At 59.3% G+C, this 14,197-nt stretch carries 14 protein-coding genes; 9 read left to right on the forward strand and 5 right to left on the reverse strand.

All coding sequences use genetic code 11. The annotated features are described in order from the left end of the window. Window positions 1-5 precede the first annotated feature (5 nt). The gene (gene ctaA, locus ACR0AG_RS16055) at window positions 6-1,151 is read right to left on the reverse strand and encodes a heme A synthase (RefSeq protein ID WP_480840704.1); all 1,146 of its coding nucleotides are present in this window, start codon (window positions 1,149-1,151) and stop codon (window positions 6-8) included. Window positions 1,152-1,213: 62 nt separating this feature from the next. Then, complete coding sequence (locus ACR0AG_RS16060) at window positions 1,214-1,957, reverse strand: RNA methyltransferase (RefSeq protein WP_480840706.1); 744 nt, start codon at window positions 1,955-1,957, stop codon at window positions 1,214-1,216. Window positions 1,958-2,121: 164 nt separating this feature from the next. Here ACR0AG_RS16060 and ACR0AG_RS16065 point away from each other — a divergent pair, with 164 nt between their 5' ends. The 4 genes from ACR0AG_RS16065 to ACR0AG_RS16080 all read left to right on the forward strand — a co-directional run bounded on the left by ACR0AG_RS16065 (window position 2,122) and on the right by ACR0AG_RS16080 (window position 5,345). After that, on the forward strand, window positions 2,122-2,742 hold the full coding sequence (locus ACR0AG_RS16065) for a thiamine phosphate synthase (protein ID WP_480840708.1): 621 nt from the start codon (window positions 2,122-2,124) through the stop codon (window positions 2,740-2,742). Between the two features lie 57 nt (window positions 2,743-2,799). Beyond that, entirely contained in the window at window positions 2,800-3,693 is an 894-nt protein-coding gene (locus tag ACR0AG_RS16070; RefSeq protein WP_480840710.1) for a PfkB family carbohydrate kinase, read from the forward strand. Beyond that, a complete protein-coding gene (locus ACR0AG_RS16075; RefSeq protein WP_480840712.1) occupies window positions 3,690-4,604 on the forward strand; it encodes a pseudouridine-5'-phosphate glycosidase in 915 nt (304 codons plus the stop codon). The genes ACR0AG_RS16070 and ACR0AG_RS16075 overlap by 4 nt, the downstream gene beginning before the upstream one ends. Before the next feature lie 63 nt (window positions 4,605-4,667). Then, on the forward strand, window positions 4,668-5,345 hold the full coding sequence (locus tag ACR0AG_RS16080; RefSeq protein WP_480840714.1) for a DUF502 domain-containing protein: 678 nt from the start codon (window positions 4,668-4,670) through the stop codon (window positions 5,343-5,345). On the opposite strand, the gene ACR0AG_RS16085 is transcribed toward ACR0AG_RS16080, so the two are convergent. Both ACR0AG_RS16085 and ACR0AG_RS16090 read right to left on the reverse strand, forming a co-directional pair. Beyond that, a complete protein-coding gene (locus ACR0AG_RS16085; RefSeq protein ID WP_480840716.1) occupies window positions 5,346-6,371 on the reverse strand; it encodes a patatin-like phospholipase family protein in 1,026 nt (341 codons plus the stop codon). Window positions 6,372-6,436: 65 nt separating this feature from the next. Further along, the gene (locus tag ACR0AG_RS16090) at window positions 6,437-7,210 is read right to left on the reverse strand and encodes a 3-hydroxybutyrate dehydrogenase (protein ID WP_480840718.1); all 774 of its coding nucleotides are present in this window, start codon (window positions 7,208-7,210) and stop codon (window positions 6,437-6,439) included. Between the two features lie 292 nt (window positions 7,211-7,502). Between ACR0AG_RS16090 and ACR0AG_RS16095 the strand changes: the two genes are divergently transcribed. Together ACR0AG_RS16095 and ACR0AG_RS16100 are read left to right on the forward strand one after the other, a co-directional pair. Beyond that, a complete protein-coding gene (locus ACR0AG_RS16095) occupies window positions 7,503-9,317 on the forward strand; it encodes an extracellular solute-binding protein (protein ID WP_480840720.1) in 1,815 nt (604 codons plus the stop codon). A 469-nt stretch (window positions 9,318-9,786) separates the two neighbouring features. Further along, window positions 9,787-10,023: a hypothetical protein gene (locus ACR0AG_RS16100; RefSeq protein WP_480840722.1), complete on the forward strand. Its 237-nt coding sequence runs from the start codon at window positions 9,787-9,789 to the stop codon at window positions 10,021-10,023. Here ACR0AG_RS16100 and ACR0AG_RS16105 read toward each other — a convergent pair. Next, window positions 10,012-10,635, reverse strand: a complete 624-nt coding sequence (locus ACR0AG_RS16105; RefSeq protein ID WP_480840724.1) for a helix-turn-helix domain-containing protein — start codon at window positions 10,633-10,635, stop codon at window positions 10,012-10,014. The two genes, ACR0AG_RS16100 and ACR0AG_RS16105, sit on opposite strands and share 12 nt — an antisense overlap. Before the next feature lie 65 nt (window positions 10,636-10,700). Between ACR0AG_RS16105 and ACR0AG_RS16110 the strand changes: the two genes are divergently transcribed. The 3 genes from ACR0AG_RS16110 to ACR0AG_RS16120 all read left to right on the forward strand — a co-directional run bounded on the left by ACR0AG_RS16110 (window position 10,701) and on the right by ACR0AG_RS16120 (window position 14,155). After that, window positions 10,701-12,215: a class I adenylate-forming enzyme family protein gene (locus ACR0AG_RS16110; protein ID WP_480840726.1), complete on the forward strand. Its 1,515-nt coding sequence runs from the start codon at window positions 10,701-10,703 to the stop codon at window positions 12,213-12,215. Beyond that, a complete protein-coding gene (locus ACR0AG_RS16115) occupies window positions 12,212-12,871 on the forward strand; it encodes a DsbA family oxidoreductase (RefSeq protein WP_480840728.1) in 660 nt (219 codons plus the stop codon). The genes ACR0AG_RS16110 and ACR0AG_RS16115 overlap by 4 nt, the downstream gene beginning before the upstream one ends. A gap of 75 nt (window positions 12,872-12,946) precedes the next feature. Next, entirely contained in the window at window positions 12,947-14,155 is a 1,209-nt protein-coding gene (locus ACR0AG_RS16120; RefSeq protein WP_480840730.1) for a multidrug effflux MFS transporter, read from the forward strand. Window positions 14,156-14,197: the final 42 nt, after the last annotated feature.

Here is a 14,197-nt window from a genome sequence, read left to right on the forward strand (position 1 = left end):
GGGAATTATGCTCCGCGCACTGAGGTTGCGATGGGATAAGCGGTCAGGAACCGGGCGCGCAGGATCAGTGTCCAGACGACCACGGCCATGAACTGATGGAAAATGGCGACCTGCCAGGGGGCTGCGTACAGAACGGTCAGAATACCGACAACCACCTGCAGCGACAGCGCGGCAAACATTGCATTGAACGCAAAGCGCGTTTGCGGATGCGCGCTGGTGCTGCCGCGCCGCCAGACCACAAATCCGAAGGCGAAAAGCAGGTAACCGACACAGCGGTGAATGAACTGGACCAGGCCGGGGCTTTCGAAGAAATTGCGCCACATCGGGTCAAGCATGGTGGCATCGGGCGGCAATAGCTGCCCGCCGATCAGGGGCCAATCGGTATAGGACCGCCCGGCATCAATGCCCGCAACCAGCGCACCGATGAGGATTTGCAAAAAGGTGAAATGCAGCAATCCGGTCGAGATCGAAAACATCCGCGCCTCTTTCGCGCGTCGGGCCTGCATCAGGTCTCGTTCCTCTCGGCCCAGTTCAAAGATGTACCACGCAAGGAAGCCGAGAATGACAAAAGCCAGACCCAGATGGGTTGCCAGCCGATAACTGGCCACGGCGGTCATACCCTCGCCCTGCGTAACGCCCGAGGCAACCATCCACCAGCCCACCGCGCCCTGCGCGCCGCCCAGAAGACCGGGTATCAGCAGCTTGCCGGTCCAGCCGGTGGGAATTTTGCGTGCCGCAAGAAAACCGAAAAAGCCAAGGGCCCAGACCAGGCCGATGAAACGACCCAATTGCCGGTGACCCCATTCCCACCAATAGATGAACTTGAAATCGTCCAGCTCCATCCACTGGTTCTGGATGCGCCACTGGTCGATCTGTTTGTATTTGTCGAACTCGGCCTGCCAGTCGGTTTCGGACATGGGCGGGATGGCCCCGGTCACCGGGCGCCATTCGGTTATGGACAGGCCGCTATCTGTCAGGCGGGTCAAACCGCCCACGGCGATCATAATCACCACCAGCGCAAAGAGGATCATCAGCCAGGCGCGGATCGCCTGTCGCGCCCCGCCGCGCCCGCGGTCGATCATCCCGGGCTGTACAGCTTGTTGCTTTTCTGTGTCTGAGACGTCTTCGAAGATGCTGCGCTTGCCGCTCATGCTGTCCTCATGGGTCTTGGATTTCGTCGCAAGCTAGGGCCACTTGCGGGCGAGGTCCAGCCTCAGCCCTTTTCTTTCCAGCGGACCATCTGACGCATGATCCCGTGCAACATCTGCACATCCGCCCGCGTCATCCGCATCCGCGACCACAGGTTGCGCAGATTGGTCTTCATCCCTTCGGCCTTTTCGGGCGGATAAAAGAAGCCAGCCTCATCCAACCGGTCTTCGTAATGTTCGACCAGCTTTTCGACCTCGATCCCAGTGGCCCAGTCGCCTTTGCCCAGATCGGTGGCCTCGTGCACCACATCGCCGGTCTGGCGCATCCATTCATAGGCCGTCAGCAACACGCATTGGCCAAGGTTCAACGACGCATATTCCGGGTTCACCGGGACCGAGATGATGGCGTTGGCCTTGGCAATGTCCTCATTCTCCAAACCCGCGCGTTCGGGGCCGAACAGGACCGAGACTTTTTCACCAGCAGCTACCTTTTCAGCCGCGATCTGCATGGCGCGTTCGGGGCTGTAGACCGGTTTGGTCAGGCCCCGCTGACGCGCGGTGGTGGCAAAGACAAAGGTGCTGTCGGCCAGCGACCCGGCCAGATCGTCAAACAATTGCGCCTCATCCAGCAGGCGCCCCGCCCCACTAGACATGGCAACAGCCTTTGGATTGGGCCACCCGTCCCGCGGGGCCACGATCCGCATCCGATCCAACCCGAAATTCCACATCGCGCGCGCGGCAGCCCCGATGTTTTCCCCCATTTGCGGGCGCACAAGGACGAATGAGGGCTGAGATGTGTCGCTGGGCATGGCTGTCTCCGAAAACTCCGGCCTGCTCTAATCCTCGCATCCGCATAGGGCAAGCCACCCCTGCTTCTTCTGTTCCCAAATACCTTTGCCGAAGGCAATAAAGTTTGCTTCCCCGCCGCAATCCGCTAAACCGCGCCAAAGACCAAAAGCCGAAGGATGCGCCAATGGACACCCCCGAGCAGCCACAGATCTACCTGATCACTCCGCCCACCATCACGCTGAGTGCATTCCCGGACCAACTTGCCCGCGTGCTGGACGGGGCCGAGATCGCCTGTATTCGGCTGGCCCTGGCCGGCAGCGACGAAGATACCATCGCCCGCGCGGCCGATGCCTGCCGCGAGGTCGCCCATGCGCGGGATGTGGCGCTGGTGATTTCGAACCATGTCCTGCTTGCGCAGCGATTGGGTCTGGACGGCGTGCATCTGGACGATGCGGCCCGTTCGGTTCGTGCGGCGCGCAAGGAACTTGGGGCAGACGCCATCGTCGGAAGCTTTTGCGGGGCCTCCAGCCACGATGGGATGACAGCCGGTGAGGCCGGTGCAGATTACGTGGCCTTTGGCCCGGTTGGCAATGCCACCCTCGGCGATGGAACCACGGCTGAACGGGATCTGTTTCAATGGTGGTCCGAGATGATCGAAGTGCCTGTCGTGGCCGAAGGCGGGCTGACCACCGAACTGGTCCGAGACCTGACGCCCTGTACTGACTTTTTCGGGATTGGGGCCGAGATCTGGGCCAAGGACGACCCGGTTGCCGAACTGAAATCCCTTGTCGCGGCAATGGGATGAACGGCGCGAACCCCATTCCGACTTGCGCCGCCCTTGCGGCTGCGGCATGACATCATCATGAGTACCAACAGCGAAATCCTGTGTATCGGCTCGATCCTTTGGGATGTGATTGGCCGGTCCGCCAGCGCTATGCGGGTTGGCTCCGACGTGCCTGGTCGCATCACCCGCCTGCCCGGCGGCGTGGCGATGAATATTGCCATGACACTGGCACGGTTCGGTATGACCCCGACGCTTTTGACCGCGATTGGCCGCGATCCCGAAGGGGATGAGTTGGTCAATGCCTGCAACAGGCTGGGCCTTGTGACGGATCACGTCTACCGCTCGCCCGACTTGCGCACCGACAGATATATGGCTGTCGAAGGCGCCAACGGGTTGATCGCTGCGATTGCCGACGCCCATTCGCTGGAGGCTGCGGGCGACAAGATCCTGCGTCCGCTGCTGCAGGGTCCGCTGGGCAGTTTGGACGCCCCTTTTGCAGGCCCCATCGCATTGGACGGCAACCTCACGCAGGAGCTGCTGGAGGATATCGCCCAAAGCCCGGCCTTCGCGCTGGCCGATTTGCGCGTCGCCCCGGCCTCACCCGGCAAGGCCGAGCGTTTGTTGCCGTTCCTGAAACACTCCCGCGCGACGCTCTACGTCAACCTCGAAGAGGCGGGGTTGTTGTGCCAGTGCGAGTTCAGCGACTCGGAAAGTGCCGCCAAAGGCCTGCTGGACCGTGGGGCGCAGCGCGTGCTGGTCACTGATGGTGGAGATTCAGCCACCGTGGGCGACAGCGACGAAATTCTGACCCAAACCCCGCCATCCGTTCTTGTCACACGCGTGACAGGCGCGGGCGATACGTTCATGGCAGCGCATATCGCCTCAGAGGCAGGCGGTGCCGACAATGCCACAGCCCTGACGCGCGCCCTTCAGGCCGCGGCCACCTATGTTTCCGGAGAAACCCCACTGTGATCGACTTGAATTACTCTGCCGAGGTCCGTGCGGCCAAAGATGAAGGCCGCGCCATCGTCGCGCTGGAAAGCACTATCATCACCCATGGGATGCCCTATCCGCAGAATGTCGAGGTTGCGGCACAGGTCGAACAGGACATCCGCGATGCGGGCGCGACGCCGGCAACCATCGCTGTCATCAAGGGCACACTTCATATCGGACTAGAGCCGGATCAGCTGCAGGATCTGGGCAAGGCGCAGGGTGTCGCCAAAATCTCGCGCGCGGATATGGCCGCCTGCATCGCAACCGGAGGGACGGGCGCAACGACCGTTGCCGCAACCATGATCGCAGCCCACCATGCCGGGATCGAAGTCTTTGCCACCGGCGGGATCGGTGGCGTGCATCAGGGGGCTGAAACGTCGTTCGACATTTCAGCGGACCTGCACGAATTGGCGCAAACGCCCGTCACCGTGATTGCTGCCGGGGCCAAAGCCATTCTGGACATCGGCAAGACGCTGGAAGTTCTGGAAACGCTTGGCGTTCCGGTCATCGCCCATGGGCAGGACGAATTTCCCGCCTTCTGGTCCGCCAAATCGCAATACCCGGCCCCTCTGCGGATGGATGACGTCGCTGATATTGCCCGCGCCCATGCGACGCGCCGTGCTCTGGGTTTGCCCGGCGGACAACTGGTCGCCAATCCGATCCCTGCGGATGCTCAGATCCCTTCGGAAACGCTGGCCCCGATCATCGCGGGTGCGCAAGCCGATGCCGAAGCGCACAGGATCACCGGCAAGGCCGTGACGCCCTATCTGCTGCAACGGATTTTTGAACAGACGGAAGGCCGGTCGCTGACGGCAAATATCGCCCTTGTGCGCAACAATGCACGCCTTGCGGCACGGATCGCACTGGCCGCGCAAGCGGTTCCAAGTTAACTAATCCCTATTGTACAGGCGGCACGGACTGACTAACTAATTCGCAAACCGCTCAGGACCGCAATGAACACGCCTTTTGACGAAGAACCCCAACGACGCCCCGGTCTTTTTTCAAGGCTGCGTGGGTCCTTTCTGACCGGCATTGTCGTCATTGCACCCGTCTGGCTAACGATCTGGCTGATCTGGTCGGTCGTTGGATGGATCGACAGCGCCGTTTTGCCCCTCGTCCCGCAGCGGTTCCAGCCGCAGGAATACGTGGGGGTAAACCTGCGCGGCGTCGGCGTCGTGATCTTCCTGATCTTCACCATTCTGGTGGGCTGGATTGCCAAGGGCATTCTGGGCCGGTCGCTGATCCATTTTGCCGAAAGCGTGGTCGATCGGATGCCGGTCGTGCGATCAGTCTACTCTGGGATCAAACAAATCTCTGAAACGGTGTTCGCCCAGACCGAACGCTCGTTCGAAAAGGCCTGCCTGATCCAGTACCCGCGTCGCGGCATCTGGGCCATCGGCTTTGTCTCGACCACAGCGCGTGGTGAAGTCAGCCAAAAAGCCGAAACCGGTGGCGATTTGCTCAGCGTTTTTGTTCCGACAACGCCGAACCCGACCTCGGGCTTTCTGCTGTTCTTTCCCGCCGAAGATGTGATCCTGCTGGATATGTCGATCGAAGACGCCGCGAAGCTGGTGATTTCGGCAGGTCTTGTTTACCCAAACGAAAAAGACCCGACAGAGCCGCCGGAATAGTCAGCCGAACATGGCAGGCAAATCAACCGTGCTGCGTTCACCCAGATCAGATTTGTGATCCCTCAGGAACTGATGCGCCGCGGCTTGCCCGGCCTGTTTCAACCTGTTCAGAATGATCGGGTTTGGAACTGTTTTTGTCGTTGCCGACAGATCGTTCATCAACTCGTCATCGGCGATCATGTGAACCAGAACCCGGTTCATCTCACCCGCTTTCAACTTGCCTTCCTTCAGCAGACGCTGGACGAAATTGATCGCCCGCAACTCGCGAAACAGGGACGAATTAAAGCTGATCTCATTGATCCGGTTCTGGATTTGTTGCGGCGTTTTGGGCACCTCGTCGCGTTCCAGCGGGTTGATGTTCACAACAACAATATCGTCCGGCAAGTCCCCGTGAAACAACGGATAAAGCGCGGGGTTACCGGTATATCCACCATCCCAATACGCCTCGGTGCGGCCCGATTTGGGATCAAAGATTTCCACCGCCTGAAACAGGTTCGGCAAACAGGCCGAGGCCAGGATCGCATCGGTCGAGATCTCATCGCCTGTGAACACACGTATTTTGCCACTGCGCACGCAGGTCGCGCACACGAACAGGTCCGGGCCATCTTCGGCACAGATTTCGTCGAAATTGAACCGATCCACCACGGGTGTCAGAGGATTGCGGTAGAACGGACCATAGGCATAGGGCGAGACCAGACGAGACCAGGCCTCGGCCATGGCAAGGGGCGCTGAATATTCCAGCGCGCGGGCGATATGGCCGGGCTCGATCCCGCGCATCCAGCCCGCCAGCCGCGCGTCATCCACTGCGCCCATCCGTTGCCAGAGGCTGTCCAGATGCGCCCGCGCCCCGTCCCGCCCCGCATGAACCATACCGGACTTGAACGCCGCCCCGTTCAGCGCGCCGGCCGAGGTTCCGGTGATGGCTGCAACCTCGACATCTTCCTCGTCCAGCAGCCGATCCAGAACGCCCCAGGTAAAAGCACCATGCGCGCCGCCACCTTGCAATGCCAGATTAATCCGTTTCATCTTCCGGCCCCTTCATCTTTTCCCAAATACTCCGGGGGTGTTGGGGGCAGCGCCCCCAAATATCGTTACAATGCGGTCCAACCCCCATCGACCGAAATGGTCGTGCCGGTGATCTGCGCCGCTGCGTCCGAGCACAGGAACAGTGTTGTGCCCCCCAACTGCTCGACCGTCGCAAACTCTTTGGATGGCTGCCGCTCCAGCATGACGTTCTTGATCACGTCCTCGCGACTCATGCCGTATTCCTTCATCGTATCGGGGATCTGCGCCTCAACCAGCGGCGTCAGCACATAGCCCGGGCAGATTGCATTGCAGGTGATCGGCTCTTGCGCGGTTTCCAGGGCGACAGTCTTGGTCATACCGACAACACCGTGCTTTGCCGCCACATAGGCCGCCTTATAGGGCGACGCGGTCAGACCATGCGCCGACGCGATATTCACAATCCGACCCCATCCCGCCTGACGCATCATCGGCAAAGCGGCGGCCATCGTGTGAAACGCCGAGTTCATGTTGATCGCGATGATCGCATCCCATTTGTCGACCGGAAATTGGTCAATCGGCGACACATGCTGAATGCCCGCGTTGTTCACCAGAATGTCACAGGCCCCAGCCTGTGCGATCAGATCGCGACATTCCTGAGCTTTGGACATGTCCGCTTTGATATAGCGCGCCTGTGTGCCCGTCTCTTTCGAGATTTCCTCGGCCAGGGCATGATCTTCGTCTCGGTCGGTAAACGAATTCAGAACCACATTAGCGCCAGCCTTGGCCAGTTCACGGGCAACGCCCAGACCGATCCCCGAATTCGATCCCGTGATAACGGCTGTTTTCCCTGCAATGCTCATGCCCGCTCTCCCAACTCAGAATGTTGCAGTCGCACAATGCCATGCTGCAACTGCAAAGGAAACGGGGAATGATCACCGGATGTTTTTCAAGAGATCTGCGCAGAAAAAAACGCCCGCACGAAGCGGGCGTTAAGTTATTGAGGCAGGTTTCATACAGGCAAGAAACCTATCGAGCAGTACGTTCTTTATAAGCAATTCTGCGCCACCATCCAAGCTAAAAGTTTGAAAATAAGAAAAATCATCGCTACGATGAAGTCCAATAAAATAAGGCCAGAGCAGGATTGTTTCCAAAATGAGCCCGGATTATTCAAAGCCCGCACACTCTGTGATCACGGGAATCACCATGATTTTTGCTGCCACAATTGTACAGGCAGAATCGGCCCATGGCATAGCTATGTATGGTGACCCGGCCCTACCACCGGATTTTGTGTCGCTCCCGTATGCCAATGCAGAAGCCCCCAAAGGCGGCAAGGTCGTGTTTGGCAATACAGGCGGCTATGACAGCCTTAACCCGTATGTCCAAAAAGGCACCGTACCCTGGCAGCTTAGATTTTGGACGCATGAAAGCCTGATGGGCCGGTCCTGGGACGAACCTTTCACTCTTTACGGGTTGTTAGCCGAATCAGTTGAGACGGATCCCGACCGGACGTGGGTTGAGTTTACCTTGCGCGAAAACGCCGCGTTTTCGGATGGATCACCGGTGACCGTCGATGACGTGATCTGGTCTTATGAGACGCTCGGCACCCAGGGGCACCTGCGATATCGCGGACTGTGGGGCAAGATCGACAGCATCGAACAGACCGGCCCGCGCAGCGTGAGGATCACCTTTAACGAGCCGGATCGGGAACTGGCCCTGATCGCCGGAATGCGTCCGATCCTGCAGAAAGCGCAGTGGGAGGGTAAGGATTTCGCCGATGCGCAGCTGCATGACGTCCCCATTGGCTCAGGCCCCTATGTGATCGATGATTACGAGGCCGGGCGTTATGTGAACCTGCGTCGCAACCCTGACTATTGGGGCGCCGATGTTCCGTACCGGCGCGGCACAATGAACCTCGACGATATGCGGATCGAGTTCTATGGCGACGGAACCGTCTTGTTTGAGGCCTTCAAAGCGGGCGAACTGTCCGCCGTGCGCGAATTCAACGCTGACAAATGGGAGACCCAATACGGCTTTCCCGCCGTTCAGCGGGGCGATGTGGTCAAAACCGAAATCCCGCACGGCAAACCCTCGGGCATGACCGGCTATGTCATGAATACCCGCAAAGCCCCGTTCGACGACTGGCGTGTGCGCGAGGCGCTGACGCTTGCGTTCAATTTCGAGTTCATCAACGACACGATAACCGGCGGAGCACAGCCCAGGATCACATCCTATTTCGCAGGTTCTGATCTGGCTATGCAACCCGGCCCTGCCACCGGGCGCGTGGCCGAATTGCTGCAGACCTACGCCGATGATCTGCTGCCGGGAACGGTCGAGGGGTACTCACCCCCAGAAGGCGACGGTTCGGCGCGCAACCGTTCCAATATCCGCAAGGCAACCCAATTGCTTGCCGAGGCTGGCTGGACCATCCAGGACGGTGTTCTGCGCAATCAGGCTGGTGAGCCCTTTGAGATCACCGTTCTTCTGCCACAAGGCGATACCGACAACGCCACCGCGATCGAAATCTATTCGCGCGCGTTAGAGCGTCTGGGGATCAAAGTGATGACAGAGCAGGTCGATAGCGCCCAGTTTGCCGGTCGCACTTCCGAGTTGGATTTCGACATGACCGTTTTCCGTCGCGCTTTGTCGCTGTCTCCGGGCAATGAACAGCGGCTGTATTGGGGCAGTGAAAACGCCGACACTCCTGGCACGCGGAACCTGATGGGCGTGGCGTCTCCTGCCGTGGACGGGCTGATCGATGCGATGCTGGCCTCGGAAAGCCGCGAGGATTTCGTCGCCGCCACCCGCGCCCTTGACCGGGTGCTGACAGCCGGACGCTATGTCATTCCGATCTGGAGCTTCGATGTGGGCCGCATTGCCCATGCAAAAGAGCTTAGGTTTCCCGACAATCTGCCCATCTATGGGGATGGGCCCGAATACATGCCTCAGGTCTGGTGGTATCAGAATTAGCGGTCGAACAGGTCATGACAGCATAGGGTGACGTTACTGCGTGGTACGTCACCCTAAGCGGAAATCGGCCACTGCCGAGGGGCGCTATAAATTGCGGCTATTGTTTCCAAATCAACAAAGAATTGACGAAAGATCAACATATTGATTACGAAAAAGAATTCTTAACAAAAGTGTTTACGTAAGGGTTATCTTGGCGCTAGGTTAACAAATAAGCCGCACTGATTTTTCAAATAGTTTCCGGCACATAGTCATGTTCCCTTTAAAGGGACACTGAATAACGGACCGGCCGCCACTCACTCCAAACAGCAGGTCCGTCGACCCGTTGCGGTTTGCCCGCAGCGGGTTTCTTGTTGTTCAAAAGACTCAGCCGCAAGGTGCGACATTTTGTCATGTCTGTGGTTAACCCTTCGTAAACTTAGGCTGAGACGTGGGGAGAGCATTCTGAAACACAAGAATAGGAAAGCTCGTGATGCTGAACTGGGTTGATCTGACGCAAGACTGGAGCGCGTCTTACGCACGCGCTAAGCGCCGGTTTCCGAACCTGCGCGATAAGGATATGGCCAGGGTGCGTGACGATCGGAAGCAGTTCGAGGCCTATCTGGCCGAGCGCCATCATCTGACCGTCAATGAGGCCCGCGAAGAACTTGAGGATTTTCTGTTCACCGAAGGTCTCAACCGTGAAGTCAGCGCCTCCCTACGCGAGTGACGTCACCCACAGGATCGTCGCGTCCTCATCGCTGACCGACACCACGTTATGCCCCATGCTGCAGTCGTAGTAGGCACTGTCACCACGACGCATTTCCACCGGTTCATAGAATTCCGTATAAAGGCGAACCACGCCCGTCAGGACGTACAAGAATTCTTCGCCATCATGACGCACCCAGCCATCGAACTCTTCCATCGACCGGGCCCGTACCCGGGCGCGGTAGGGCAGCATCTGTTTTTTGGTCAGTGTCTCTGCCAGCAGCTCGTGCTCATAGGTCGCGGTGGCGTGGGCCGTGCCCTCACCCAGTTTTGTCACCGACATCCGACCGATGACCTGATCGCGCTGCGGCGGTGTAAACAACTGCGGCACTGAAATCTCAAGGCCGATCGCCAGTTTCTTCAACGCGTCATATGTCGGAGACATCTGGCCGTTTTCAATTTTGCTGAGCGTTGATCGCGCCAGACCGGCCTGATTGGCGGCCTGCTCCAGCGTCCAGTCCCGCGCTTTACGCAACTCGCGGACGCGGGCGCCCAGATCCAACGGCTCGACATGTGCGTCCTGACCGTTGTCGCGGGCAATTCGAATGATGGATTTGGGATCGTTGGATGTCATGAGCAACTCTATAAGCACGGCGCGGTTGGCTTGCAACGCGCCAAAGGTCGGGCTAGCAGGGATTAATGCTGTCTATATTCGATCAGGGGCCGCCAGCGCCCTGCCCGACCCCGTTCAACATGGCTGCGCATGTCCTGCGCCACGCTGCGGATTTTCCCAACAAAACAGCGTTGTCGATCCTTGGACCCGACAGCACCGAAGACCTGAGTTTTAAAGCGCTGAAAGCCGCGATCCTCGGCACCGGTACGGGCCTGTTGCAGGCCGGGTTGCGCCCCGGTGATCTGGTGCTGATGCGACTTGGAAACGGTGTCGAGTTTCCGATCGCCTATCTGGGTGCCATCGCGGTTGGCATCGTTCCGGTGCCGACCTCAACCCAACTGACGCAACCGGAAACCGCTGCAATCATTGATGAACTCAAACCAGCCGCCGTGTTGCGCGATCCTGACATTATCTGCGCCGATCATCCGAAGCAGATCGATTTGGAACAGCTGAGCGCTATGCGCGCCCTTCCGCCGGCGGCCTGCGACATGGGCGACCCGGACCGGCTTGCCTATGTGGTCTACACCTCGGGAACCTCCGGAAAACCTCGCGCCGTGGCCCATGCCCACCGTGCGATCTGGGCCCGACAGATGATGATGGACGGATGGTACGGGCTGCGCGCCGATGACAGGATGTGCCACGCCGGGGCGTTCAACTGGACCTATACACTGGGTACCGGATTGATGGATCCGTGGACCATGGGCGCCACCGCTCTGATCCCGGCGCCCGGGACCGAGATATCTGACCTGCCGACGCTTTTGCAGCGCCACAAAGCGACAATTTTCGCGGCCGCGCCGGGGGTGTTTCGCAAGCTACTGCAACACCCCGTGTCCGATCTGCCCGACCTGCGCCACGGGCTGTGCGCGGGTGAGAAACTGTCGCGCCACCTGCACGACCGTTGGACCAACGCAACAGGGACCGAATTGTATGAGGCCTATGGCATGTCCGAATGCTCGACCTTCATCTCGGCCAGCCCGGCCCGCCCTGCCCGAGGCGACGCCATAGGATGCCCGCAACCCGGGCGACGGGTTGCCATTCTTGGCCCCGACGGGCCTGTGCCACATGGGCAAGAGGGCACGATCGCAATTCACCGTGACGACCCCGGCCTGATGCTGAGTTATTTGAACGCACCGGATGAGGCAGAGGCGCGGCTGCAAGGCGACTGGTTCCTGACCGGCGATCAAGGCGTCATGGCCGTTGATGGCATGATCACCTATCTGGGTCGCGATGACGACATGATGAATGCAGGCGGATACCGTGTCTCCCCGGTCGAAATTGAGGCCGTTTTGTCCCGCTACCCCGGCATTACGCAGGTCGGGGCGGCCGCCATCGAAGTGAAGCAGGACAGTTCCATCATCGCAGCTTTCTACAGCGGACCGGAAAAACTGGACGAAACGGCCCTGCGCGCCTATGTCGAAGACAACCTGGCGCGCTACAAGCAGCCGCGCGCCTTTGTCCATCTTCAGTCCTTGCCTACCGGTGGCAATGGCAAACTCCTGCGCCGCGCCCTGCCGGCCTATTTCAAGGCGACGTCCGAATGACACAGACCGTTAAGCTCGACATTATGTCCGACCCGATTTGCCCGTGGTGCTACATCGGCAAAACGCACCTGGACAAGGCGCTGGCGTCGGTTCCGAACCATCCGTTTGTGATCGAATGGCACCCTTTTCAGCTGAACCCGGATATGCCAGGTGACGGCATGGATCGGCGCGAATACCTGGAACGGAAATTCGGCGGCAAAGAAGGTGCCGTGCGGGCTTATGCCCCCGTTGTCGAACACGCCGAAAACGCCGGGCTGACGATCGATTTTGAGGGCATGAAACGCACACCCAATACTCTGGACGCGCACCGCCTGATCCACTGGGCCGGGATCGAAGGCAAGCAGAACCAGATCGTCGACGCCCTGTTCGAGGCCTATTTCGTTCAGGCCCGCGACATTGGCGATCACGAAGTGCTGGCCGATATCGCAGACAGTGTTGGAATGGACGCGGCGGTTGTCCTGAAACTGCTGAAATCGGACTCGGACCGCGAGGATATCAGCAGTCGCGATGCGCATTCGCGGCAGATGGGTGTCAGCTCGGTTCCGACCTATATTGTTGCCAATCAGCACGCGGTTCCGGGCGCGCAACCGCCTGAACTTTGGGAAAAAGTGATCGGTGACATCATGTCTCAACTTGAGGCCTCCCCTGCAAATTAGCACACAGTCTTGTGCGCAGCTTGACCTAGCGAAACCGGGTAAGCCGTGATAGCGCGGTCGGGTAAGGAGCCCTTCATGTCCGACCGTATGCCCCGGGGCGAATTCATTGCGCTGATCGCAATGATGTTCGCCACGATTGCTTTCTCGATTGACGCGATGCTGCCTGCGCTGCCGGAAATCGGCACGCAGCTGAGCCCAGATGACATAAACAAAGCGCAGCTTATCCTGACCTCGTTTGTGCTGGGCATGGGGATCGGGACCTTTTTTACAGGCCCCCTGTCGGATGCCGTTGGCCGCAAGCCGGTGATCTACGGCGGTATGGCGCTGTACATCCTTTCGGCGGCGGTGGCCTGGGCCAGTTCTTCGCTGGAATTGCTGCTGGCGGCCCGCGTCATGCAGGGCATCGGTGCCGCAGGTCCGCGCGTGGTCGCGATGGCCATCATTCGCGACCTTTACGCAGGCCGCGAAATGGCGCGGATCATTTCGATTGCGATGATGATTTTCACCCTGGTTCCGGCCTTTGCCCCCCTGTTGGGGGCCGGTGTGATCGCTCTGGTCGGGTGGCGCGGCATCTTTGTCTGTTTCATCCTGTTCGCCATGGCCATCGTTCTTTGGATGACGATGCGCCTGCCCGAGTCCCTGCCCGTGGAAAACCGCCGTCCCTTCCGCATGCCTTTGATGGTCGCCGCCGTTCAGGAAATGCTGGCCCACCCCACCGTGCGCCTGTCCATCCTGGTGCAGACCCTGTGCATGGGATTGCTGTTCACCATGCTGACGATGGTCCAGCCGGTTTATGACGTCATCCACGACCGGGCTGAGAGCTTTCCGTTCTGGTTCGGCTTTGTGGCTCTGGTATCTGGGTCCGCAAGCCTGCTGAACGCGGCGATCGTGGTCCGCATAGGAATGCGCCGCATCGTAACCTGGGCCCTGGGATCTCAAATCCTGATAACGTCCGTGGTAATCCTGTTGAATATGGCCGATCTGTCGCCAAACGCCTCTTTCGCCCTGTTTGTTTTCTGGCAAACGACTGTTTTCTTCATGGCGGGCGTCACCATGGGCAATCTGAATGCGATGGCGATGGAGCCGATGGGCCATATTGCCGGTATGGCCGCCTCGGTGATCGGATCTATCGCAACGGTTCTTGCCGCGGCCATCGCGGCCCCGGTCGGTCTGTTGTTCGATGGATCGATTGCCCCGCTGACCATCGGCATCCTGACCATGTGCATATTGGGCTTCGGTCTGATGCTTCACATGGGACGGATCGAAAGCCGCCTGCCCGCCTGATCTGTGCACAGGCTTTGAAACACGCTATCCTGCCTGCGATTT

The sequence above is a fragment of the Ruegeria sp. H6 genome, assembly GCF_056532975.1.